General features: G+C 71.0%; 20 protein-coding genes and 4 tRNA genes. 14 read left to right on the forward strand and 10 right to left on the reverse strand.

Going from position 1 to position 23,249, the window contains the following annotated elements; genetic code table 11:
• Nucleotides 1-81: 81 nt before the first annotated feature.
• The gene (thrS, locus tag OVA21_RS07460; protein ID WP_268092148.1) at nucleotides 82-2,181 is read right to left on the reverse strand and encodes a threonine--tRNA ligase; all 2,100 of its coding nucleotides are present in this window, start codon (nucleotides 2,179-2,181) and stop codon (nucleotides 82-84) included.
• 142 nt (nucleotides 2,182-2,323) lie between these two features.
• On the opposite strand from thrS, the gene OVA21_RS07465 reads away from it, so the two are divergent.
• Nucleotides 2,324-2,983, forward strand: a complete 660-nt coding sequence (locus tag OVA21_RS07465) for a DsbA family oxidoreductase (protein WP_268092149.1) — start codon at nucleotides 2,324-2,326, stop codon at nucleotides 2,981-2,983.
• Nucleotides 2,984-3,392: 409 nt separating this feature from the next.
• On the opposite strand, the gene OVA21_RS07470 is transcribed toward OVA21_RS07465, so the two are convergent.
• Nucleotides 3,393-3,464 (reverse strand) — tRNA-Val (locus OVA21_RS07470).
• 470 nt (nucleotides 3,465-3,934) lie between these two features.
• Here OVA21_RS07470 and OVA21_RS07475 point away from each other — a divergent pair.
• The 5 genes from OVA21_RS07475 (at nucleotide 3,935) to OVA21_RS07495 (ending at nucleotide 5,126) form a co-directional block, all read left to right on the forward strand.
• Nucleotides 3,935-4,007 (forward strand) — tRNA-Gly (locus OVA21_RS07475).
• A 49-nt stretch (nucleotides 4,008-4,056) separates the two neighbouring features.
• Nucleotides 4,057-4,130: transfer RNA gene (locus OVA21_RS07480), tRNA-Cys, on the forward strand.
• A 28-nt stretch (nucleotides 4,131-4,158) separates the two neighbouring features.
• Nucleotides 4,159-4,233, forward strand: a tRNA-Val gene (locus tag OVA21_RS07485).
• Between the two features lie 105 nt (nucleotides 4,234-4,338).
• Entirely contained in the window at nucleotides 4,339-4,569 is a 231-nt protein-coding gene (locus OVA21_RS07490) for a hypothetical protein (RefSeq protein WP_268092150.1), read from the forward strand.
• 23 nt (nucleotides 4,570-4,592) lie between these two features.
• Nucleotides 4,593-5,126, forward strand: a complete 534-nt coding sequence (locus OVA21_RS07495; RefSeq protein WP_268092151.1) for a GNAT family N-acetyltransferase — start codon at nucleotides 4,593-4,595, stop codon at nucleotides 5,124-5,126.
• A 14-nt stretch (nucleotides 5,127-5,140) separates the two neighbouring features.
• Here the strand turns inward: OVA21_RS07495 and zapE are convergent, their stop codons facing one another.
• Entirely contained in the window at nucleotides 5,141-6,157 is a 1,017-nt protein-coding gene (zapE, locus tag OVA21_RS07500) for a cell division protein ZapE (RefSeq protein ID WP_268092152.1), read from the reverse strand.
• A 57-nt stretch (nucleotides 6,158-6,214) separates the two neighbouring features.
• Between zapE and OVA21_RS07505 the strand changes: the two genes are divergently transcribed.
• The 4 genes from OVA21_RS07505 to msrB are packed head-to-tail and all read left to right on the forward strand — an operon-like array spanning nucleotide 6,215 to nucleotide 10,187.
• Nucleotides 6,215-6,955, forward strand: a complete 741-nt coding sequence (locus OVA21_RS07505) for a dihydrofolate reductase family protein (RefSeq protein ID WP_194307194.1) — start codon at nucleotides 6,215-6,217, stop codon at nucleotides 6,953-6,955.
• Complete coding sequence (locus tag OVA21_RS07510) at nucleotides 6,952-8,493, forward strand: alpha/beta fold hydrolase (RefSeq protein ID WP_268092153.1); 1,542 nt, start codon at nucleotides 6,952-6,954, stop codon at nucleotides 8,491-8,493. Before OVA21_RS07505 ends, OVA21_RS07510 begins: the two co-directional genes overlap by 4 nt.
• Before the next feature lie 53 nt (nucleotides 8,494-8,546).
• The gene (locus tag OVA21_RS07515; RefSeq protein WP_268092154.1) at nucleotides 8,547-9,743 is read left to right on the forward strand and encodes a glycosyltransferase family 87 protein; all 1,197 of its coding nucleotides are present in this window, start codon (nucleotides 8,547-8,549) and stop codon (nucleotides 9,741-9,743) included.
• 9 nt (nucleotides 9,744-9,752) lie between these two features.
• Nucleotides 9,753-10,187 carry a peptide-methionine (R)-S-oxide reductase MsrB gene (gene msrB / locus OVA21_RS07520; protein WP_069389058.1) on the forward strand — a complete coding sequence of 145 codons (435 nt, stop codon included), beginning with the start codon at nucleotides 9,753-9,755 and terminating at the stop codon, nucleotides 10,185-10,187.
• 104 nt (nucleotides 10,188-10,291) lie between these two features.
• On the opposite strand, the gene hemQ is transcribed toward msrB, so the two are convergent.
• Genes hemQ through hemE form a run of 3 tightly spaced genes read right to left on the reverse strand, consistent with a single transcriptional unit; the run spans nucleotide 10,292 to nucleotide 13,497 of the window.
• Complete coding sequence (gene hemQ / locus OVA21_RS07525; protein WP_069389059.1) at nucleotides 10,292-10,987, reverse strand: hydrogen peroxide-dependent heme synthase; 696 nt, start codon at nucleotides 10,985-10,987, stop codon at nucleotides 10,292-10,294.
• A 3-nt stretch (nucleotides 10,988-10,990) separates the two neighbouring features.
• Nucleotides 10,991-12,373: a protoporphyrinogen oxidase gene (hemG, locus tag OVA21_RS07530; RefSeq protein ID WP_268092156.1), complete on the reverse strand. Its 1,383-nt coding sequence runs from the start codon at nucleotides 12,371-12,373 to the stop codon at nucleotides 10,991-10,993.
• A 2-nt stretch (nucleotides 12,374-12,375) separates the two neighbouring features.
• Nucleotides 12,376-13,497, reverse strand: coding sequence for a uroporphyrinogen decarboxylase (gene hemE / locus OVA21_RS07535; RefSeq protein WP_376780881.1), 1,122 nt, complete (start codon nucleotides 13,495-13,497; stop codon nucleotides 12,376-12,378).
• Between the two features lie 98 nt (nucleotides 13,498-13,595).
• Here hemE and OVA21_RS07540 point away from each other — a divergent pair, with 98 nt between their 5' ends.
• Nucleotides 13,596-15,416 (forward strand): DUF3000 family protein, encoded by a 1,821-nt coding sequence (locus OVA21_RS07540; protein WP_268092157.1) that lies wholly within the window; start codon nucleotides 13,596-13,598, stop codon nucleotides 15,414-15,416.
• Nucleotides 15,417-15,503: 87 nt separating this feature from the next.
• On the opposite strand, the gene dxs is transcribed toward OVA21_RS07540, so the two are convergent.
• The 3 genes from dxs to OVA21_RS07555 all read right to left on the reverse strand — a co-directional run bounded on the left by dxs (nucleotide 15,504) and on the right by OVA21_RS07555 (nucleotide 20,844).
• Complete coding sequence (gene dxs, locus OVA21_RS07545; RefSeq protein ID WP_268092158.1) at nucleotides 15,504-17,378, reverse strand: 1-deoxy-D-xylulose-5-phosphate synthase; 1,875 nt, start codon at nucleotides 17,376-17,378, stop codon at nucleotides 15,504-15,506.
• Nucleotides 17,379-17,497: 119 nt separating this feature from the next.
• A complete protein-coding gene (locus OVA21_RS07550; protein ID WP_268092159.1) occupies nucleotides 17,498-18,841 on the reverse strand; it encodes a class I SAM-dependent RNA methyltransferase in 1,344 nt (447 codons plus the stop codon).
• Nucleotides 18,838-20,844: an APC family permease gene (locus tag OVA21_RS07555; RefSeq protein WP_371517740.1), complete on the reverse strand. Its 2,007-nt coding sequence runs from the start codon at nucleotides 20,842-20,844 to the stop codon at nucleotides 18,838-18,840. The genes OVA21_RS07550 and OVA21_RS07555 overlap by 4 nt, the downstream gene beginning before the upstream one ends.
• A gap of 98 nt (nucleotides 20,845-20,942) precedes the next feature.
• Between OVA21_RS07555 and OVA21_RS07560 the strand changes: the two genes are divergently transcribed.
• Both OVA21_RS07560 and OVA21_RS07565 read left to right on the forward strand, forming a co-directional pair.
• Nucleotides 20,943-21,605, forward strand: coding sequence for a potassium channel family protein (locus OVA21_RS07560; RefSeq protein WP_069389080.1), 663 nt, complete (start codon nucleotides 20,943-20,945; stop codon nucleotides 21,603-21,605).
• 76 nt (nucleotides 21,606-21,681) lie between these two features.
• On the forward strand, nucleotides 21,682-22,341 hold the full coding sequence (locus OVA21_RS07565; protein ID WP_069389099.1) for a potassium channel family protein: 660 nt from the start codon (nucleotides 21,682-21,684) through the stop codon (nucleotides 22,339-22,341).
• On the opposite strand, the gene OVA21_RS07570 is transcribed toward OVA21_RS07565, so the two are convergent.
• Nucleotides 22,316-23,008, reverse strand: a complete 693-nt coding sequence (locus OVA21_RS07570) for a hypothetical protein (protein WP_132061219.1) — start codon at nucleotides 23,006-23,008, stop codon at nucleotides 22,316-22,318. The genes OVA21_RS07565 and OVA21_RS07570 overlap by 26 nt on opposite strands.
• 49 nt (nucleotides 23,009-23,057) lie before the next feature.
• Between OVA21_RS07570 and OVA21_RS07575 the strand changes: the two genes are divergently transcribed.
• Nucleotides 23,058-23,246 (forward strand): hypothetical protein, encoded by a 189-nt coding sequence (locus OVA21_RS07575; protein ID WP_067717794.1) that lies wholly within the window; start codon nucleotides 23,058-23,060, stop codon nucleotides 23,244-23,246.
• The last annotated feature ends 3 nt before the right edge of the window (nucleotides 23,247-23,249 follow it).

A 23,249-nucleotide genomic window follows, 5' to 3' on the forward strand; every position in this document is an offset into this window, starting at 1 on the left:
AGGGCGCCCACAGCAACTGGAGGTGGTCCTCCCCCACCCCGAACTGGCGGTAGACGCCCGTCGAGGACGGATCTCCGGCCGTCACACGCGCTCCGCGGTCGGCACGTCGTTGCGTCGGGAGTTGACCCAGTACGAGATCTTGTCCATCGCGGCGTTCCGCGAGACCCCGTTGAGCTGCGTCCCGTCCGGGAACCGGAAGCTCACCGCGCCCGCCTCGACGTCGCGGTCACCGGCCAGGAGCATGAACGGGACCTTGCCGGTGGTGTGGTTGCGGATCTTCTTCTGCATCCGCTCGTCGGAGACGTCGAGCTCGGCGCGGATACCGCGCCCCCGGAGCTCGTCGATCACGTCCTCGAGATGCTTCTCGTGCGCCTCCGCCACGGGGATGCCCACCACCTGCACGGGCGCCAGCCACGCCGGGAACAGACCGGCGTAGTGCTCGAGCAGGACCGCGAAGAACCGCTCGATCGAGCCGAAGAGCGCGCGGTGGATCATCACCGGCCTCTTCTTGGTGCCGTCCGCGGCGTTGTAGGTCAGGTCGAACAGCTCGGGCAGGTTGAAGTCCAGCTGGACCGTCGACATCTGCCACGTACGCCCGATGGCGTCGCGTGCCTGGACGGAGATCTTGGGGCCGTAGAAGGCGGCCCCGCCCGGGTCCGGGACCAGCTCGAGGCCGGAGTTCGTGGCCACCCGACGCAGCGTGTCCGTCGCGCGCTCCCAGATCTCGTCGCCGCCGACGTACTTCTCCGGATCCTTGGTCGACAGCTCGAGGTAGAAGTCCTCGAGGCCGTAGTCGCGCAGGAGCGAGATGATGAAGGAGAGCACGGAGGCGATCTCGCCCTCCATCTGCTCCTCGGTGCAGTAGATGTGCGCGTCGTCCTGGGTGAAGCCGCGGGCGCGGGTGAGGCCGTGGATCACCCCGGACTTCTCGTACCGGTACACGGTGCCGAACTCGAACATTCGCAGCGGGAGCTCGCGGTACGAGCGGCCGCGGGAGTCGAAGACGAGGTTGTGCATGGGGCAGTTCATCGGCTTGACGTAGTAGTCCTGCCCCGGCTTGGTCTCCTTGCCGTCCGCGTCGTACTCCGCGTCCAGGACCATGGGGGGGAACATCCCCTCCGAGTACCAGCTCAGGTGCTGGGACTTGCGGAACAGGTCGCCCTTGGTCACGTGCGGGGTGTTGACGAGCGAGTACCCGGCGGACAGGTGGCGCCTGAGGGAGTGCTGCTCCATCTCGTTGCGGATGATCCCGCCGCGGGGGTGGAACACCGGGAACCCGGACCCGATCTCGTCGGGGAAGCTGAACAGGTCCAGCTCGGTCCCGAGCCGACGGTGATCCCGCTTCTCCGCCTCGGCCAGACGGTCGAGGTAGGCGTCCATGGCCTCGGTGCTCTCCCAGGCCGTGCCGTAGATCCGCTGGAGACCGGCGTTGTTCTGATCGCCCCGCCAGTAGGCGGCGGACGAGCGCGTGAGTGTGAACGCGGGGATGAACTTGGTGGTGGGCGTGTGCGGGCCGCGGCACAGATCCGACCAGATGACCTCGCCCGTGCGGGGGTTGAGGTTGTCGTAGGCGGTCAGCGCACCCGCGCCGACCTCCATGATCTCGGAGTCCTCGAGCGCCACCGCGCCGTCGGCGTCACCGGCGTCCGCCCGGCCCTTGTCCTCGACCAGTTCGAGCTTGTACGGCTCGCCCGCCAGCTCGGTGCGCGCCTCGTCGAGCGAGGCGTACTCCCGCCGCGAGAAGCGCTGGCCGGCCTTGATGATCTTCTTCATCCGCTTCTCGAGGTCCTTGAGGTCCTCGGGCGTGAAGGGCTCGGCCACGTCGAAGTCGTAGTAGAAGCCGTTCTCGATCGGCGGGCCGATCCCCAGCTTGGCCTCGGGGAACTTGTCCTGTACCGCCTGGGCGAGCACGTGTGCGCACGAATGCCGGATCACCGACCGCCCGTCCTCCGAATCGGCGCGGACCAGCTCGACCTCGGTGTCCTCGGCGGGCGCCCAGGACAGATCCCGCAGGGTCCCCTCCGGATCCCGCACCACGACGATCGTCTCCGGGCCGCTGCGCGACTGCAGCTCCCGCTCGGCGAGGATCTTGCCCGCGGGCTCACCGGCCGGGACGACGGTCGTCACAGGGGCCGCACCCGTCGCGTCGGCATCGGTTTCCGGAATGCGGTTCTCGGACACGGGGGGAGATCTCCTCGGGCAGTGGACGTCGGGTGCCAGTGGGCCACCCGGGCTGACACCGGTCCTCGACAGGGACCGGGCCGGTCCATGCTACCCGGGGCCCTGACGGAATCCCGGACCGCGGCGCGACGTTGCACCCGGCATGCGCATCGACATCTGGTCCGACGTCGTCTGTCCGTTCTGCTGGATCGGCAAGCGGCACCTCGAGGCGGCACTGGAAACGTTCAGTGCGCGACACCCCGAGATCGAGGTCGAAGTGGTGTGGCGGGCCTACGAACTCGACCCCTCCGCTCCCCGCGTCGTCGGCGACGAGCCGACCGAGACGAGCGCACAGATGCTCTCGCGCAAGTACGGGATGTCGCTCGCCGACGCGGAGGCCGGGCAGGAGCAGATGGCCGCCCGGTTAACCGAACTCGGTCTGGACTTCGACTGGCGGTCCGCGCGCATCTGTTCGACCTTCGACGCCCACCGCCTGGCCGCCCTGGCCGCCGAGCACGGACGGGCGGACGCGGTGGACGAGGCCCTGCGACGCGCCCACTTCAGCGAGGGACGGGCGATCTCGGACCCGGTGGTGCTGCGTGAGATCGGGGTCGGGGCCGGGTTACCGGCAGAGGAGGTCGACCGGGTGCTCCGGGGGGACGCGTTCGCCGACCTGGTGCACCGCGACGTCGAGACGGCCCGCGGTCTCGGGGTCCGGGGGGTGCCGTTCTTCGTGTTCGACGACCGACTCGCCGTCAGCGGGGCCCAGCCGGTCGAGGTGTTCGACGACGCACTGGAGCAGGCGGTGGCTGCGGAGGTCTGAGTCCCCGCCGAGTCCGTACACGCCATCGAGCCCGTACACACCACCGAGCGCCCGACCCGCTGTCTGCGGATCGGGCGCCCGGTCGCGCTGTACGCCGCTATGTCATGTCACATCGCCAGCGCCGCCGCGCCGAAACCGACGAGGGCCACGAGGCCCGAGCCAGAGGTTGTGCTACAGATGCGTGACGGCAAAGGCCCTCAGCTGTTTCATACCCTTGACAAACGTTAAGTTCTCGATCACTCGGTCAATTCAGGCGCACGATCGTTTGACACATGTAGAGGCAGGCGCGGTGGATGCGCCGCCGCGTCGTGGCGCTGCCAGCACGGTCCCGAACGGCTGAAATGCGGACGACCCCCGGTCTCCGTGATGGAGTCCGGGGGTCGTCGTGGGCTCTCGCCCGCTTCAAGGGTGGTCCTAACTGGGTTCGAACCAGTGACCTCTCCGGTGTGAACGGAGCGCTCTTCCGCTGAGCTATAGGACCTCGCGTTCCGGGCGGTCTCGCCTCGGCACCGGAACACTGTATCAAGACCCGGGCCGGGCCCCAATTCGGCCCCCCGAGGGGTGGGCGGATCGCTGACGGGGTATCCGGGACGCGGTCCGGCGGGCGGTGTGGGTGCCGGAGGGCGGGCCCTGAGGGGGCGGGCGCTTCGCGGGCCGTGAGGGTCTCGATGCGTGATGGCCCGCGCCCGGGTCGCGAGCTGTGCCGTGGGCCCTCGACCATCCGCCTCGACCATCCGCCTCCACCATCCGCACCGGCTGCGGCGGCCCGTGGGGCGTACGGGGCACCCGGGGTCGAGCGTGGCTCGGCGGGGCCGCCCGGTCGAGCGCCGTGCCGTGGCCGGGTCCGCACAGCTCAGGACTTGTTTCCGCCCCCCGATTTGTGTTCCCCGAAGACCGTCGGCTAATGTTCATTCTCGCAACGCGGTGAGCAACAGTGAGCCGGGGAGCGATGCGGATGTGGCGCAGCTGGTAGCGCATCACCTTGCCAAGGTGAGGGTCGCGGGTTCGAATCCCGTCATCCGCTCGGAGGGATCGAGGAGCCAGGACGTCCTCACCAGGCTCGATACCTTTGCGGTGGAGTGGCCGAGTGGTGAGGCAGCGGCCTGCAAAGCCGTCAACACGGGTTCGATTCCCGTCTCCACCTCCACGTCCGGATACGTCCGGACGGGAAGCCCGCGCGATTAGCTCAGCGGGAGAGCGCTTCCCTGACACGGAAGAGGTCACTGGTTCAATCCCAGTATCGCGCACCACACAACGCCCCGGCTCCGGCCGGGGCGTTCGTCGTTTCGCGGACTGTCGCTCGTTCGGTACCGGAACGTACTCCCGACGTGACGTCGGTCACTGATCATGATGGTATGTCCGCGATGCCCCACCTCCACTATTCGACGACGATCGACCAAGCCGACATCGCGACCATGCGCGGCCGCGTCGTCGACTTCCGGCACACCACCGGTGTCCTCGCTGATCTGCAGCGCACGGGAACCGATGAATTCGAGGTCACGCTCATCCTCGGTGGCGGCGACGACGCGGAGAAACTCGTCGTCAGAGGGGCACGGACGGGCGAGAGCCTGCACCTGCACGCCTGAACGGCGCCTTATAGGCTCGTGGGGTGACCGCCCGACTCAGTGACGCCTCGGTGGCCGATATCGACGCCGTCTCGGCCTTGGCGGCCCGGACGTTCCCGCTGGCGTGCCCTCCCGAACTGGGGCCGGTCGAGATCAGGGCCTTCATCGCCGAGCACCTCGGCCCGGAGGCGTTCAGAGCTCACCTCGTCACGCCGGGCCACGAGGTCCTGGTGGCCCGGGGCGACGACGGTGAGATGGTCGGGTACATCCTGCTGATCTCCGGGACCGAGATGGACCCGGGCTGCGCTGGACAGGTGATTCACCGACCCACGACCGGGGTCAGCAAGTTCTATGTGGATCCCGACCACCACGGCGGAGGGATCGCGTCGGACATGCTCGACGAGGTGTGCCGACGGTGCAGAGCGGCGGGCACGCGGAGCATCTGGCTGGCCACCAACGTCGCCAACGCCCGAGCCCGCAGGTTCTACGTCAAGCGTGGTTTCGAACCACGCGGGAACCGGACCTTCGACGTCGGAGGGGTCGCCAACACCGACGTCGTGTACGAACTGGCGCTCTGAGAGGGGCCTGCCGGTCAGCCGCCGACGGTCTCGAACCGGGACAGCGCCAGGAGTCGGGAAGTGGCACGAAGGTACTTCTTGCGGTAGCCGCCGGCGATCATCTCGTCGGTGAAGATCGCGTCCAGTTTGTCGCCGGAGTTGCGCACGGGAATCCCCGCGTCATAGAGCCGGTCGGCGAGGACGACGAGACGAAGCGCGATCGACTGATCCGGCAGCGGCTTGACCCCGCTGAGGCAGACCCGCGTGACGCCGTCGACGAGGCGGTTGTACTTGGACGGGTGAAGGGTCGACAGGTGCTCGCACAGGGCGTCGAAGTCGTCGAGCGTGGCACCCTCCACCGCCTCGGCCTCGGCCTCGAGTCCGCTGTCGTCCATCGGGTCCGGGGCGGGGGGCAGGTTACGGTGCCGGTAGTCCGGGCCGTCGACCCGGATCGACTCGAAGATCCCCGACATCGTGCGGATCTCCCGCATGAAGTCCTTGGCCGCGAACCGTCCCTCCCCCAGCTGCTCCGGCAGCGTGTTGGAAGTGGCCGCGACGCTGACACCGGCGGTGGTGAGCTCCGCGAGCAGTCTAGACACCAGCATGGTGTCGCCCGGATCGTCGAGCTCGAACTCGTCGATGCACAGGACGGAGTGCCCGGAGAGCTCCTCGACGGCCCGGTTGAAGCCGAGAGCACCCACGACGTGGGTCAGCTCGACGAACGTCCCGAACGCCTTGGGCTCGGGGCAATTGTGGTAAATCGACGTCAGCAGGTGGGTCTTGCCCACCCCGAAGCCGCCGTCGAGATAGATACCGGTCCCCTGCACCGCCTTCGGTCGCCGGCCGAACAGCCCCTTCTTGGGAGTGCGACGGGCCACCACGGACTCGGCGAACTCGCGACACGCCTTGACCGCGGCGGCCTGCGAGGGCTCGGCCGGGTCCGGGATGTAGGAGTCGAAACTGACATCGTCGAACATCGACGGGGGAACCATCTGTGCCACGAGCTGATCGGCAGGAACCACCGGGGTGACGTCAACGAGGCGAGAGACCATGGGCAGAGCCTATCGTGGGGACACCCGGCGTCAGAACGGAAGGAGTCCCCGGTGCACATGACACGGCCTACCGTGATCGACGACGACCCCGCCGCCCTCGAGGCCTTGTGGGCGGCGCTGGACCCCGAACCGGGTCTGCCCGTGCCGTGCATCCGCGCGGTGATGATCTCCTCCGTCGACGGCACGACCACCGTGGACGGCCGCAGCGGCGGGCTGGGGACCCCGACGGACCGGCTGGTCTACGACGCCATGCGGGCCCGGGCCGACCTGATCCTGGTGGGCTCGGGCACCGTTCTGGCCGAGGGGTACGGCCCCGCCCGGACCGCCGCCGTGTGGGCGGACAGACGACCCGGTCCCCCGCCCGTCGTCCTGGTGTTCACCCGCGCGCTGGGCGACGCGCTCATCGAGCACTGCGCCGACGCCGGCGACGGACTGCAGGTGGTCGCCGCCCACGGAGTGCCCGGCGACCGACTCGAGGCCGCCCGGGAGCGGGGTGTCACGGTGCACGTGCTCGATCCGGGTCCACTGCGCACCTCCGTCCGTTCCCTCGCCACACACTTCGGGGCCTCCGAGGTGACGTTCGAGGGCGGTCCGCAGCTGCTCGGGACGTTGTTGCGCGAGGGCGCGATCGACGAACTCGTCCTGTCGGTCGCCCCCGAGATCATCGTCGGCGGCGACGACTCGCGACTGGCCGTCGGAACCGACGCCACCCGGGTTCCGCTGCGCGTCGCCGCGGCCTTCACGTGCCCCCGCGGCGGGCTCTACACCCGCTGGGTCGTCACCGGGGCCGACGGGTGAGGAACCGTCGAGCGGGAACACGCGCGGTCACGCGGCACCGGCACGTACGGGCACTCGGCGTGGGGCTGGCGGCCCTGGCGGTGACGATCGCCGGGTGTGCGCCCCTGCCCGCGACGGGGCCGCGCCTGGCGACCGGCGACGGCCCCGGGGGATCCTCCGGCGGTGGCGAGGCGGCCGAGACCGCCGACCGACCCGACTGGCTCGCGCCGCGCAGCGACCTCACCTGGGTCCCGTGTGCCGACGGCCGGACCGGCGGGATACCGGAGGGCGCCGCCGTGGAGTGTTCCCGCCTCGGGGAGACCCCCGTCCTGCGGCTCACCGCGACGGGGACACCCGACGACGCGGCGCCCCTCGTCGTCGTCGCCGGTCCCGAGACACCGGCCGACACCCTCGCCTCCCGACTCGCCTCGTCCGGCCCCGAACTCATTGACACCCGACCGCTGGTCGTCGTGGACCACCGCGGACGGACCGGCCCGGCCGGTACGTGCCTGACCTTCCCGGCCCGCCGCACCCTCGACGGGCTCGCGGATCGGGGCACCGACCCCGATTCGCCCGCGCTGCGCGGCGACCTCGCCGACACCTCACAGTCCTGCACGGACCAGCTCCAGGGCCGCGAACTGGACTTCGGCTCCGCCGGCGCCGCCGAGGACCTCGAACGCCTACGCCAGCAGTGGGACGTGCCCGGGCTCGCCGTGATGGGGATCGGGACCGGGGCCCGCACCGCCCTCGCCTACGCCGGCGCACATCCGGGTCGCCTCTCCCTGCTCGTGCTCGACTCCCCCGCCCCCGCCGACGGGGACCAGGAGGCCGCGGCCCGCGCCGCCCTCGACGGCTCCGACGCGGCGCTGCGCCTGTGGGCCGCCTCGTGCACCCGGACCGAGTGCGGACCCGGCGACGCCGACGAGAAGGTCGAGGCCGTGACCCGCGCGCTCGACCGCGCCCGCGAACCCGGCGTGGCGGTCCCGGCGGCGTTGCTGTCCGACGTGGTCCGGTCGGCGTTGGCGGACCTGTCCGGCGCCTCCGCTGCCGACGCCTCCCCAGGCGACGTCATCCTGGGCGACCTCGCGGCCGCCGCCCCCGAGGACACCCCGGGCAGCGTCCGTGACCGCGCCGCCGAACTGGCCGGGACGTCGCTGCCGTACGTGGCCGGGTGCTCCGACCTGTCGCGCCGCGTCCCGGTCAACCGTGTCGGGGAACTGCGGGCCGAATGGGAGCAGACCCCGCCGTTCGGGGAGATCATCGCCGCGCAGCTCTCCGCCTGCTCCACCTGGCCCGTGCCCGGGCAGTCTCCGGTCTCCGTTCCCGCCGAGACGCCGGTACTCCTGGTCGGAGGGATCGCCGACCCCCGGGCCGGTGCCGCCGCACTCGAACCCACCGCCGGGGCCCTCAGCGCCGCCGGGGCCACCGACGTGCGGATCGTCACCTGGGGCGCCCCGGGCGCACAGGTGATCCTGCACTCCGGATGCGCCCGGGGCGCGGTCGTCGATTTCCTCGACGACCCGGATGCCGCTGAGCAGTCCACGGCCTGCCCGTCCTGACCGGCCGGGGTGCCTCACCGGGACGCGGGAGGCCAGGCGGTACCCTGCGAGTCGTGCCGCTGCCCACCCGAAGCACGTCGACCGTGCCCCGCGTCCTCACCCACGTGTTGTGGCCGCTGGCGATCATGACCGTCATCCACCGCGTCCTGATCAAGGCCGTCAACGGATCCATCACGAACGACTTCGGCACCGTCTACGCCGCCACCAGGCGTTTCCTGGCAGATGAGCCGGTGTACGTCGAGAACCTGCTGACGGTGCAACCGCACTATCTCTACGCCCCCAGCGGGACGTTCGTCCTCGCCCCGTTCGGCCTGATCGACAACTACACGCTGGCGCGCTGGCTGTTCATCGGAATCAACACCGCCGCGATCATCGCGGCGCTGTGGCTGCTCATGCGGCTGTTCGACCTCGACGTCCGCTCGTTCGCCGTCCCCGCCATCCTGCTGGCGGCGTTCTGCACCGAGGCGGTCACCAACACGCTGGTATTCACCAACGTCAACGGCGTGATCTTCCTGTGCCAGGTGGCGTTCCTCTACCTGCTGCACCGACGGCGCCTCTGGTGGGCCGGCGTGGCCATCGGCCTGTCCCTGGCCGTCAAACCGATGCTCGCTCCGCTGCTCGTGCTGCCTCTCATCCGCAAGCAGTGGCAGCCGTTCGTCACCGCGGCCGCGATCCCCGCCGTCACCATGGCCGCGGGGTGGGCCCTCACCGTCGACGCCCGCAGTTACCTCGACACCACGCTCACGTACATGGGTGAGGTGCGCGACTACTACAACAGCTCGATCGCGGGGATGGGCCTGTACTACGGCGTGCCCGAGCCGGTCATCCTGGTGGCCCGCATCCTGGTCGTGGTGGCCACCCTGGTCGCAGTGTGGCTGCTGTTGGACTACCGCCACAACCACGAGGTGCTGTGGTTGGCCACCACCTCCGGGGTCGTGCTCGCCGGCGTGTTCCTCGTCTCCACCCTCGGCCAGATGTACTACTCGATGATGCTCATCCCGATCATGCTCACGGTGGTGCTGGACAGGTCCCTGGTGCGCAACTGGCCGGCGTGGCTCGCGGCCTACGGGTTCTTCACCCTCGACTTCTGGGAGTCGGCGCGCTGGCCCTACTACGGGCGGCTACTCGAGTTCGCGCACCCGACCCTGGGATGGTTGCTGCTGCTGGCCACCGTGCTCGTGGTGCTGCTGTGGCGCCGAAGCGACCCCCGCCGACACGAGCGGATCGCACCGGCCGCCGCGTCGGCGTAGCCTGCGGGCATGAGCGAGCCCACCGATACCCACACCCCCCAGCCGGACTTCACGCTGGACGACACCGAGTGGCGTCGTCGACTCAGCCCGGAGGAGTACCAGGTCCTGCGGCAGGCCGGCACCGAGCGTCCCTTCACCGGTGAGTACAACGACACCAAGACCGAGGGCGTGTACCGCTGCCGCGGATGCGGTGCCGAACTGTTCCGCAGCGACGCCAAGTTCGAATCCAACTGCGGGTGGCCCTCGTTCTTCACGCCGCTGGCCGGCGGCGCCGTCATCGAGCGCACGGATTCCTCGCTCGGCATGACGCGCACCGAGGTGATCTGCGCGAACTGCCACGGTCACCTGGGGCACGTGTTCGCCGGGGAGGGCTACGGCACCCCCACCGACCTGCGGTACTGCATCAACTCCCTGAGCATGACGCTGGAGCCGGCCGAGAGCTGAACTCGACCGGCCGCATCCGGCCCACAGAGACGAGAGGGCCGACCGGGACTGCTCCCGGTCGGCCCTCTCTCGCGTCAAGTCGAGCTGTCGGCGCGCGGTGGACCTCAGGGCATCGATGCCGCCAGCTGCCCGGCGGTGACGCGCGGTCCGGTGAAGAACGGGATCTCCTCGCGCACGTGGCGGCGGGCCTCGGTCGCCCGCATCTCGCGCATCAGGTCGACGATCCGGTCGAGCTGCGGGGCCTCGAAGGCGAGGATCCACTCGTAGTCCCCCAGCGTGAAGGACGGCACGGTGTTGGCGCGGACGTCCGGGTACTCGCGGGCGGCGCGGCCGTGCTGGGCGAGGATCTGGCGCCGCTCCTCGTCGGGGAGCAGGTACCACTCGTAGGAGCGCACGAACGGGTACACCGAGACGTACGCCCCCGGCTCCTCCTCGGCGAGGAACGCCGGAATGTGGCTCTTGTTGAACTCCGCGGGGCGGTGCAGCGCGGTGTTGGACCAGTAGGCGGTGCTGGCCCGGCCCAGGAGGGTGGTGCGCCGGAACTCGTTGTAGAACCGCTGTAGGTCCTCGATGTGCTCGGAGTGGGTCCAGATCATGAAGTCGGCCTCGGCGCGCAGGCCCGAGATGTCGTAGAGACCCCGGACCACCACGTCGGTGCCGTCGTAGCGGGCGAGGAACTCCTCCAGGTCCGCGGCGACCGCGTCCCGGTCCTCCCCGAGCTGCCCCGGCGTCACCGTGAAGACGGAGAACATCAGGTAGCGCAGGGTCGAGTTGAGTTTCTTGTAGTCAAGGCGTGCCATGGCTCAATCCTGCCACCCCGAGGCGAGTCGCCGGGCCGCGGCCCGCGCCGAGCCGATACAGGCGGGTACCCCCACGCCCTCGGTCGCGCCGCCGACGAGCTCCACGCCGGGCAGCCGCTCGGCCAGTTCGGCGCGCACGCCCGAGATCCGCGTGTCGTGTCCGGGACCGATCTCGGCGAGGGCGTCGGACCAGCGGCGCACCCGCGAGTGCAGGACCGTCGGCGCGGAGCCGCACAGTCCCCCCAGCGCGGATTCGGCCATGCGGGTGAGGGTGGCGTCGTCGGCGGCGAGCACCTCGTCGTCGCCGATCCTCCCGAACGACACCCTGACCAGGTGCCCGGGCCGGGTGTCGAGGTGCGGCCACTTGCGACTGGTGAGGGTCATCGCCTTAAACGGCACCGGTTCGTCGGTCGCCACCAGGACCCCCGACCGCTCCGGGAGGTCCAGGGACCGGTCGACCTCCAACGCGACGACGGCCGAGGACGCCGTCCGGATCCCGGACAGGCCCCGGGTCGCGGCGTCGAGACCCCCGGCACCCTCCAGGAGCGGGGCGGCGTGGGGAACGGGGACGGCGACGACGACGAGGTCCGCCTCCTCGGACCACGACCCGCGGTCGCCGGCGACCGCCAACGAGTAGCCCGAACCGTCCCGGTGGACAGCGGTGCAGGTGGCGTGTGTACGGATCACGGCACCGGAGGCCCGGACGAGGGCGTCCACGAGGAGCCGGTAACCCCCGTCGAGGGTGGCGAACACCGGGCCCGGCACGCGGTGCGCGACGAGCTCCCGCGCGGCGGCTGTGAGGCTGGGAGCGCCGCGGTCCAACGCCTGCGCCAGCCCAGGGATCACCTGTCGCAGCCCGAGCCCGGTACTGGGCGCGGCGTACACGCCCCCGAGCATGGGGTCGACGAGCCGGGCGACGACCGCGTGCCCGAACCGCTCGGAGACCAACGAGCCGAGCGAGACGTCACCGCCGGGCTCCCAGTCCAGCGGCAGGTCGGCCTCGCGCGCGGCCGCAGCGCGCTCCCGCGGGCTCAGCACGTCCGCCAACGCCCCGACGTCGGACGGCAGACCCATCAGCGTGCCGACGGGCATGGGGACCATCCGACCCCCGGTGAGGATCGCCGGCCCGAGCGGCCCGGGATGACGCAGCGACCCGGTCAGGCCGAGTTCGGCGACGAGGTCGCTCGCCTCGGGTCGGCGGCCGATGAAGGCCTCCGCGCCGAGTTCCATCGGACCGGACGGGAAGTCGACGGTGTGGAGTGCCCCGCCCGGCCGGTCCGAGGCCTCGAGGACGGTGATGTGGGCGTCCGGCAGCTCGCGCGAGAGCTGATAGGCGGCCGTCAGCCCGCTGAGCCCGCCGCCCACCACGGCGACGCGAGGGCCCACCGTCACTTCCCGGTCAGCTCGTGGACGAGCTCCACCACGTGGGTCACCGCACCCGGGTCGGTGGTGGGCAGGACACCGTGGCCGAGGTTGAACACGTGGCCGCGTGCGCCGAGGTCGCGCGCCCGCTGGCCTTCGTCGAGGATGCGGCGGACCTCGCCGTCCAGCGCCGACCGGTCGGCGAAGAGCATCGCGGGGTCGAGATTGCCCTGCAGGACTTTGCCCGGCACCCGCCCGGCGGCGTCGTCCAGGGGGATGCGCCAGTCCACGCCGACGACCTCCGGGCCGGCCTCGCCCATCGCCCCGAGCAGCTCGCCGGTGCCCACGCCGAAGTGCGTGCGCGGAACCGTCGTGATGATCTCGTCGGCGAAGATGCGGGTCGAGTGCGGGAGTACCAGCGACCGGTAGTCCCGCAGGCTGAGCGCGCCCGCCCACGAATCGAAGAGCTGGACGGCGTCCACCCCGGCAGCGATCTGCGCGCGCAGGAACACCGTGGTCAGGTCCGCCAGCTTGGCCATGAGCGCGTTCCACACGTCGGGCCGCGAGTACATCAGTGACTTGGTGTGCTCGTGGTTGCGGCTCGGGCCGCCCTCGATGAGGTAGGACGCCAGGGTGAAGGGGGCCCCGGCGAAGCCGATGAGCGCCACCTGCGGGTCGAGTTCGGCCACGACCAGCCGCACGGCCTCCTCGATCTTCTCGAGGCGGTCCGGGGTGAGCTCGGGCAGGGCGGCGACACCGGCCTCGTCCCGGATCGGCTCCGCCACCACGGGCCCGGTCCCGGGCACGATGTCGATGTCCACCCCGGCCGCGGCCAACGGGATGACGATGTCGGAGAAGAAGATCGCGGCGTCCACCCCGTGGCGACGGACCGGCTGCAGGGTGATCTCACACGTCATCGCCGGGTCGAAACAGGCCTCCAACATGGTGGACCCGGCGCGGACCTCCTTGTACTCCGGAAGCGAGCGGCCCGCCTGGCGCATGAACCACACCGGCGTGTGGGCGCCACCGACTCCGGTCACCTCGTCGAGGTACGGGCCGGTCCCGGCGCGGCGGCCTGCGGCGGCACCGGTGGCGGGGTCGGTGGAACGGGAGGTCGAGGACGCATCAGAGTTCAACACGCCCCCCATCGTCCCATGACGCCGCCACCGCGGCCGGTCAGCCCACCCGGGCAGGCGACGGCGCGCCTCCTCGGGGCACGCCGGGGCGGTCGCTAGCGTGACGACCCGTGAGTACATCGGTCAATGACGGCGAGCCCGAGGTCTTCCGGGAGGCGGTCGAGTCGCTGTCGCGACTCGAGGTCCGCCCCGAGATCTCGGTCGGCCCGATCCGCCCGCCGCAGCGACTGGCGCCCTACAGTCACGCACTTGGTGTCGAGATCATCCCGCCCTCCGGCGACGACGTCCCGGAATTCTCCGACGGCGACGCCTTCGGCCGTCTCATCCTCCTGCACGACCCCTCCGGGGACGACGCGTGGAACGGCACCCTCCGACTCGTGGCCTACATCCAGGCCGACATGGAGGCCTCGCTGGCAGGTGACCCGCTCCTGCCCCAGGTGGCGTGGAGCTGGCTCACCGAGGCCCTCGGCGATCAGGCCGGGCCGTACACCTCGCTCGGTGGCACCGTCACCAGCACCGCCTCCGTCCGCTACGGCGACATCGCCGGTCCTCCCCAGTCCCACCAGCTCGAGCTGCGCGCGTCCTGGACCGCCCTCGAGCCCGACCTGACCGGCCACGCGTCCGCCTTCTGCACGACGCTCGCCCTGGCCGCCGGCCTCCCCCGTCGGCGTGACCTCCCTGCACCGGCGGTCGTGAGCGGGCGCCGCCGCGGCGAGACCCCGCCCGGGGCACAGCCACCCCCGGCCGAGTACGAGTTCGTCGACGCCCTCCCCGCCATCGAGGCGGTCGCCGACGCCCTGCGATCCTCGCCCGGCCCCGTCGCGGTCGACGTCGAACGCGCCTCGGGGATCCGGTATGCCGACCGGGCCTTCCTCCTACAGCTCCGCGCCCCCACCGGCCCCGCCCTGCTCGTGGACCCGGAGACCCCGGGTCGGACCATCGGCTCCCTCGCCGACGTCCTGTCGACCCGCCCCCTGCTGCTCCACGCCGCGAGTCAGGACCTCCCGTCGCTGCGTGAGCTGGGGGTCTCGCCGACCTCGCTCGTCGACACCGAGCTGGCCGGACGTTTCCTCGGCACCGAGCGGGTCAACCTCGGGGCGATGATCTCGGAGCACCTCGGGATCGGCCTGGCCAAGGCGCACTCCGCCGCCGACTGGTCCCGTCGCCCGTTGCCGGCGGCGTGGTTGGACTACGCAGCCTACGACGTGCTGTTCCTCCACGAACTGGCGGACGAGGTCCTGCCGCGGCTCGACGAGCTCGGCCGCCGTGAGTGGTTCGAGGCGGAGTGTCGGTACCTGGTGGAGTCCGGCCCGGCACCTGCCGCGCCGGACCCCTGGCGTCGACTGTCCCGGCTGTCGAGCCTGCGCGACGGCCGGCAACTGGCGCGCGCCAGGGAGTTGTGGATGGCCCGGGACCGGGTCGCGGCCGAGCGGGACATCGCCCCCAAGCGGCTCCTCGGTGACGCGGCGATCGTGGAGGCCGCCAGGGTGGGGCCGACGAACAGAACCGCACTGCTGGCGATCGAGGGGTTCGACGGCCCCCACCGCCGACGGCTCGTCGGGGAATGGCTCGCCGCCCTCGAATGGGCCGACGGGCTGGGGCGGGCCGACCTGCCCTCCCGGCAGGGGCCGCCCGCCGAACATCCGCCGCACGCGTCGTGGAAGCGCAACGAGCCCGAGGCGGCGGAGCTGCTCGAGATCGCCCGCGAACGGATCGGCGCACTCGCCGACGACCTGGGTCTGGAGCCCGGGCTCCTGCTCAAACCCTCGACGCTGAGACTGTGGGTGTGGCGCGCGGCGACGACCCGGTCCGGGGACGACGCGGAACTGCTCCACGACGTCCTGCTCACCGAGAGCGCCCGTGCCTGGCAGATCGAACTGGCCACCGACCCCCTGCTCGAGGCGGTGCGGAGCTTCCGCGCGGATTCCTGAGTCCGGGCCACCGGCACCGGCCGGCGCCGCCCCTGTCACGCGTGGGTACGGGCCCGCGTGTGCACGCGTCCGGCGATCCGGCCCGGGTCAGCCCAGTCGGGTCCGGATGCTGTCCGAGATCCCCTCGGGGGTCAGTCCTGCGTCGGCCAGGATCTCCCCCCGGGAGCCGTGGTCGAGGAACTCCTGCGGGATGCCCAGCGCGATCCGATCGACCCGCACCGCGGCGTTGTCCAGGCATGCCGCCACCGCCGACCCGACGCCACCGTGCAGACCATTGTCCTCGACCGTGACCACGAGACGGCGTCCACGGGCGGCGTCCAGGATCGACGCGGGAACCGGGTAGACCCATCTGGGGTCCACTACGTCGACCGAGATACCCTCTGTCCCGAGGGCACGGGCGGCGGCGATGGCGGGCGCGACCATCGACCCCACCGCGACGATGAGGACCTCGGCGTCACCGGATCCGTGCACGCGGTCGACCCCGTCCTCGGACGTGGCGAGGGCGGGCAGAGCATCACCGACCGACCCCTTCGGGAACCGGACGACGGTCGGACCGTCGTCGAAGGCCACCGCCTCGCGCAGTTCCTGCCGGAGGGTGGTCGCGTCCCGGGGAGCGGCCACGCGTACCCCGGGGATGATGCCGGTGAGCGACAGGTCCCACATCCCGTTGTGGCTCGCACCGTCCGGGCCGGTGACGCCGGACCGGTCCAGGACCATGGTGACCGGTTGTCGGAGTAGCGCGACGTCCATGAGCAGCTGGTCGAACGCCCGGTTGAGGAAGGTCGAATAGACCGCGACGACGGGGTGCAGCCCACCGAGCGCGAGCCCTGCCGCCGAGGCCACGGCGTGCTGCTCGGCGATACCCACGTCGTACATCCGTTCCGGGAACCGCTCCCCGAACGCGGCCAGACCGGTCGGCCCGGCCATCGCGGCCGTGATGGCCACGACGTCATCGCGTTCGGCACCGATCGCACACAGTTCCTCGGAGAAGACCGACGTCCAGTCCACGGCGGAGGAGGTCGCCAGCGGCTTTCCGGTCTCGGGATCGATGATCCCGGTGGCGTGCATCTGGTCCGCCTCGTTGTTCTCGGCGTGGACGTAGCCCATCCCCTTACGGGTGACGACGTGGACCACCACCGGGCCGCCGAAATCCTTCGCGAGGCGCAGGGCCGCCTCCGTGGCGGCGAGATTGTGTCCGTCGACCGGCCCCATGTACTTGAGCCCCAGGTCCGCGAACAACTCCTGCGGCGACACGACGTCCTTGACTCCCGTCTTGATGCCGTGGAGCACCGAGTAGACGGCCTTCCCCACGACGTCCTTGCGGCCCGTGAGCGCGTTCTTCGTGCGATCCATCGCCTTCTCGTACGCCGGCTGGAGCCGCAGCGCGCCGAGGCGGTCGGCGAGCCCTCCGATGGTCGGCGAGTACGAGCGGCCGTTGTCGTTGACGACGATGACCATGGGGCGGTCCTTGGCGGCGGCGATGTTGTTGAGGGCCTCCCATGCCATGCCACCGGTCATCGCGCCGTCGCCGATCACGGTGACGACGGTCCGATCGGACTCCCCGCGCAACGAGAACGCCTTGGCCATCCCGTCCGCGTACGACAGGGAGGCCGTGGCGTGCGAGGACTCCACCACGTCGTGCTCGCTCTCCGCGCGACACGGGTAACCGGACAACCCCCCGCGGGTGCGGAGCCCGTCGAACTGATCGCGACGACCGGTGAGGATCTTGTGGACGTAGGACTGGTGTCCGGTGTCGAAGATGACGGGGTCGCGGGGTGAGTCGAAGACACGGTGCAACGCCACGGTCAGTTCGACGACGCCGAGATTCGGGCCGAGGTGCCCGCCCGTCGCGGCGACCTTACGGATGAGGAATTCACGGATCTCCCCGCACAGCGCGGCCAACTCCCCGGGGCCGAGCCGCCGCAGATCGGAGGGGCCGTCAACCTGTTCGAGCACGCTCATTGCTGTCGACTGCCCCTTTCGTGACCGACACCCTGCTGGGTCGAATGGTCAGTCTACGGGCTGGCGCCGCGCGACCTCGCCCACGGGCGGACGTGTGGGCCCCTACCTGCGGTGCTGGATCAGGAGCGTCCCGGCGAGTCCAGTACGGCGATCCCCTCGACGTGATGGGTGCCCGGGAAGGCCGCCACCCCGTGGAGGTCCGTGAGCGTCCAGCCGGCGGCCACGAGGACGCCGATGTCCCGCGCCAGACTCGCCGGATCGCAGCCCACGTGCACGATCCGGGACGCACCTGTCGCCGCGAGCCGGCGCATGACCGGGATCCCCGCTCCGCCGCGCGGGGGATCGAGGATGATGACCTGCGGATCTGGGTGGACCCCCGGCGGGTCGTCGCGGTCCTCGAGGAACGTCTCGACCCGGGAACGCAGGGTCCTCACTCCCCCGCCGGAGCCGTCGCCGGGCGCGCCGCCGAGGGTGTCCGTGGCCGCATGCAGCGACGCCGTGGCGGCTTCGACGACCGTCACGCGGGCGCCCGGGATCGCGTCCCGAACCCCGGCGGCGAACAACCCGGCGCCTCCGTAGAGGTCCCAGATCTCGGGGATGTCGGTCAGGTCGGGGGTGCGCGTCACCGCGGTGCGTACCTCGTGGCTGTAGTGGCTCGCGGCGGAGCGGTGCGCCTGCCAGAACGCGTCGGGAGGCAACCGCCACTCGTGGCCGCCCACCCGTCTCACGACGGTCGGTCCCCCGGCGACGATCTCCCAGCCGACCGCCCGCGAATGACGCGCCCGGGCGCGGGTCGCAGAGGACCGGCGGGACCGGCCGCCCCGGCCGCGCGGGGCGTCGCCGACGGCCGGGCGGTGTGCGATGTGCACGGTCCCGTCGTCACCGAGCACCCCGAGCACCTCGCGGCCCGGGGCGAACGTGGCGGCGGCGACCGCATCACGGAGACGCGGATCGGGCTGGACGCAGGGCTCGGTCACCAGTTCGCGGGAGCGCGCCCTCCGCACCCCCGGCACACCGTCCGGGCCGGTGACCCAACGGGCGGCGGTACGCCAGCCGGACGTCGCGGGATCCGCGCCGGGGACCTCGACCCGGACCGGACCCTCCCGGAGTTCGACCCGGCCGATCCGGGACACCTGCTCGGCCAGGATCCTGCCGGCGAAGCCGCGGGCGGCATCGGACGCGATATGGGTCCAGTCGCAACAGCCGGCGCCGGCGGCGGCCGCCGGACACGTCGGGACCACCCGGTCCGGGGATGCCTCGACCACCGCCTGCACCGTCCCTCGACAGAACGCGCGGCCGGGGTCGTCGTCGATGAGGACGTCGACCAGCTCGCCGGTGATCCCACCGCGGCAGAACACCACCCGACCCTCGTGGCGCGCCACGAACTCGCCGCCGTGCGCCGGCCCCTCCATGCGCAGGCGCACCACACGGCCCGTCCAGTCGGTCGCTCGGTCCTGGGTCATCTTTCCTCCGGTCCACCCCAGCGTCCGACGATGGGCTCGTCGCGGGCCTGCTCAGCGCGGCCGTCCGAGGACGACAACTGCCACGGGACGCTGGTCACCATGACACCTCTCTCGTAGAGCAGGCGGGTCTTGAGCCGCAGCGCGCTCTGGTTGTGCAGTATCTGCTCCCACCAGTGGCCCACCACGTACTCGGGGATGTACACGGTCACCACGTCCCGTGGTGCCTGATCGCGCACGCGCTTCACGTAGTCCACCACGGGACGGTTGATCTCACGGTACGGGGACTCGACCACCTTGAGCGGAACCGAGATCCCGCGGCGATCCCATTCCCGTACGAGGGCCCGGGTCTCTGCGGTGTCGATGTTCACCGTCAACGCCTCGATGGAGTCCGGCCGGGCAGCTCGTGCGTAGGCCAGTGCCCGCAGGGTGGGCAGATGCAGCTTGGACACCAACACCACGCAGTGTGTCCGGCTGGGTAGGACGACCTCCCACGAGGAGTCGTCGAGCTCGCGGGCGACCGAGACGTAGTGCCGGTGGATGAGCCGCATGATCCCGAAGGCACCGAGCATGGCCAGGACCGCGATGTAGGCGCCGGAGAGGAATTTGGTCGCCATCACGATCACCAGGACTCCGGCCGTGAGGAGGAACCCGACGGCGTTGATCGATCGGGACCTGTGGATCCGCCGACGCACGGCGGGGACCCGCTCGTGGCCCAGGCGCCGGGTCCAGTGTCGGACCATGCCGAGCTGGCCGAGCGTGAAGGCGACGAACACGCCCACGATGTAGAGCTGGATGAGGAGCGACACCTGGGCGTCGAACGCCACGACCAACACGACCGCCGCGATCGCGAGGAGGACGATCCCGTTGGAGAACGCCAGCCTGTCCCCGCGGGTGGCGAGCTGACGGGGCAGGTACTTGTCGCGCGCGAGGACCGAGGCCAGTACCGGGAACCCGTTGAACGCGGTGTTGGCGGCGAGCGCCAGGATCAGCGCGGTGATGATGATGACGGCGTAGAACGCGATCGGCAACCCCGCGAAGACCGGCCGAGCCAACTGGGCGATCATCGTCTTCTGCCGGTATCCCTCCGGAGCCCCGATCAACTGTGCTGCGGGCTGCTCGGCGATACGGACCCCGAGTCGGCCGGCCAGGGCGATGAGCCCGAGTAGGAACGAGACCGCGAGGACCCCGAGGACGGCCAGCGTCACGGCGGCGTTGCGGGCCCGCGGCTTCCGGAAGGCCGGGACACCGTTGTGGATGGCTTCGATCCCGGTCAGGGCGGCACATCCGGACGCGAACGACTTGGCGACGACGAACGCGAGTGCGAGTCCGGCCACCTCCGCACCGTCCACGGGGACCAGTTCGAATCCCGCGGACTCGGCCCGGAGGTCGCGACCCAGGATCTCGACCTGGAACAACCCCCAGGCGATGAGTGCCGTCATGGACGCGAGGAACGCGTAGACGGGGACGGCGAACATCGCGCCGGTCTCACGGAGTCCACGCAGGTTGAGCGCCGCCAGGAGGATGATCGCCAGGACGGCGAACGGGACCTCCCTGGACTGGACGAACGGGATCGCCGATCCGATGGTCGCGGCGGCGGCCGAAATCGACACGGCCACCGTGAGGACGTAGTCGAACAGCAGGGCCGCGCCGACCGCCAGGCCCGCACGGGGGCCCAGATTGACGGTGGCGACCTCGTAGTCGCCTCCTCCCGACGGGTAGGCACGGACGTTCTGCCGGTAACAGGCGATGACGACCACAAGGACCGCCGCCACCGCCAGTCCCACCCACGGGGTGAACGTGAGTGCCGAGACCCCGGCGATGGAGAGCACGAGGAAGATCTCCTGCGGGGCGTAGGCCACCGAGGACAGCGCGTCGGACGCGAACACCGGCAACGCGATCCGTTTGCGGAGGCTGGTGGCACCGATGGTGTCGCTGCGCGAGGGACGCCCCACGAGGAGACGCTTGGTTCCCACGGAGACCTTCGAGATCCTGGACACCGACATATCGTAGGGCCCGCGAGCCCCGCCGGGCAGCATCCGTGGGTGTGAGTAGCGTGTCCGTCACTGGCTCACGTGCGTGGGCCGTGAGGAGTGGACTCGTCATGAGGGTCGTCGTCATGGGCTGTGGTCGTGTCGGGGCCGCGCTGTCCGTCGAACTCGACGCAGCCGGCCACCAGGTCGTGGTGATCGACCGCGACTCGGCTGCGTTCGCCAGATTGTCGGCCGAGTTCTCGGGGCGCACGGTGACCGGCCAGGGCTTCGACAAGACGGTGCTCACCGAGGCCGGGCTCGAGGGGGCCGACGCATTCGCCGCAGTGTCCTCCGGGGACAACTCGAACATCATCGCCGCGCGTGTCGCCCGGGAGACCTTCGGCGTCGACCGGGTGATAGCGCGCATCTACGACGCGGGGCGCGCAGAGGTCTACGAACGACTGGGGATCTCGACCATCGCCACGGTTCCGTGGGCCACCGGTCGTCTGGTCCGTTACATCACCGCCGGGTCGAGTCCCGTCGAGTGGCGGGACCAGACGGACTCCGTGTCCCTCGTCGCCCTCGACGCACCGGCGGCGTGGGTCGGGGTCCCGGTCGACCGGCTCGCGGCCGCGGTCGGAGGACGTGCTGCGGCCGTCACCCGCTTCGGCGAGAGCCGCCTCCCGGACGCTCACACGCTCGTCCAGGCCGACGATGTCCTCCATATCGTCGTGCCCTCGCAGACGGTGTCGGAACTGGACGACCTGGTGCAGGAAGGACCCTCCGATGTCTGAGAATTCCGTCCCCGACTACGCCGACGGCTCGGGATTGCTCGCCGGAGCCCCGGCCAGGACCGTGTACTCCGCGACCATGCGGGTGGTGGTGGCCGGAGCCGGTGTCGTCGGACGGTCGATCGCACGCGAACTCGTGACCGGCGGCCATGACGTCACGCTGATAGACAAGCGCTCCACCGTGTTCTCGGCCGACCCGGTCGACGGGGCGGATCAACAGGTCGGCGACGCCTGCGAGCTCAGTGTCCTCGAACGGTTGGACGTGCAGGCGGCGGACGTGGTGGTGGCCGCCACGGGTGATGACAAGGCCAATCTGGTGGTGAGCCTGTTGGCCAAGACCGAATTCGCGGTGTCCCGGGTCGTCGCCCGCGTCAACGATCCCCGCAACGAGTGGCTCTACGACGAGCGCTGGGGCGTCGACGTGGCGGTGTCGACGCCCCGGCTGATCGTCTCGGTCGTCGAGGAGGCGGTCTCCGTCGGCGACGTGGTCCGTCTGATGACCCTGCGCCGTGGAGGCGCGAACCTGGTGAGCGTGACGCTGCCGGACCAGACCCCGCTGGCGGGGCGGTCGGTGTCGCGGGTGCGGTTTCCCCGGGACGCCGCCCTCGTCGCGATCCTGCGCGGCGGGCGGGTGATCGTCCCCGAACCCGACGTTCCGTTCGAGCCCGGCGACGAACTGCTCGTGGTGGCCCCGGAGGAGGTCGAGGCCGATATCAGCGAGGTCGTCCTGGGCGGGTGACCGTCACCGCGATCTCCCGTCCGTAGTCCCATCCCGGTGCGAGGGGCAGGTCGTCGCCGCTCCAGAAACGGCCGGGGTCGTACCAACTCGCCTCACCCGCGGGCAGGAGTACACCCATCGCCTCCAGGGTGACCCCCACGACCTCCGCGCAGTAGGCCGCCTCCATACGCATCGCCGCGCCGGCATCGGACCCCGGTCGGTCACTGCGCCCCGTGACGCCCGGCCGCTTCCCGCGTGCCGCCCACCGTCCTCGTGCCCACCTCGCGGTGAGACGTCCCGCGGAGGGGAAGGACACCCCGTTCAACCGGGCGATCGACTCCAGTAGCGCGTCCTCGTGTTCCCCGCCCACCTCCGGGGAGATCTGGCGGAACCACGCTCGTTGGCCGTACGGCCCGGCCCACTGCCGGACAGCCGACTCGAGGTCATGCAGCTGCACCCCACGCTGGTGGCGACCCGTCCACACGTCCGGCAGCGCCCGTCCCATCTCGGCGTGCCACAGCAGCGGCGGCATGTCGTCCAGGACCACCGCGACGCCCACGTGGTTGACGGGCGCGTTCGTGAGGGTCTGGATCAACCGGTCCGCCGTGCTCCGGCCGCGGAAGAGCCAGAGGTCCCCGGTGCGGGTGCGGTGCGCCGCGGCGGCCAGGGGGACGGTGTCGACGCTCATACCGCGATCCTGCCAGGCCGCCCGTGCGTACCCGCCTAGTCTCGGCCGTATGGCTCCCAGAGGACGACAGTGGCTCAAGGTGATCGGCGCGGCGGGTGCGGCGGGGGTGGCCGCCACGGGGATCCTGGCGGCCCGTTCCGAGCGGCGTCGGCGGTCCTACGAGCCCGATGAGGTGCGGGAGCGGCTGCACGAGCGCTACGCGAGGATCCAGAGTCGGCGGGACGGCGTCGTCGACTAGGGA

Origin of the sequence: Dietzia sp. SL131 (assembly GCF_026672565.1) — a bacterium.
In the GTDB taxonomy this organism is placed as follows: domain Bacteria; phylum Actinomycetota; class Actinomycetes; order Mycobacteriales; family Mycobacteriaceae; genus Dietzia; species Dietzia kunjamensis.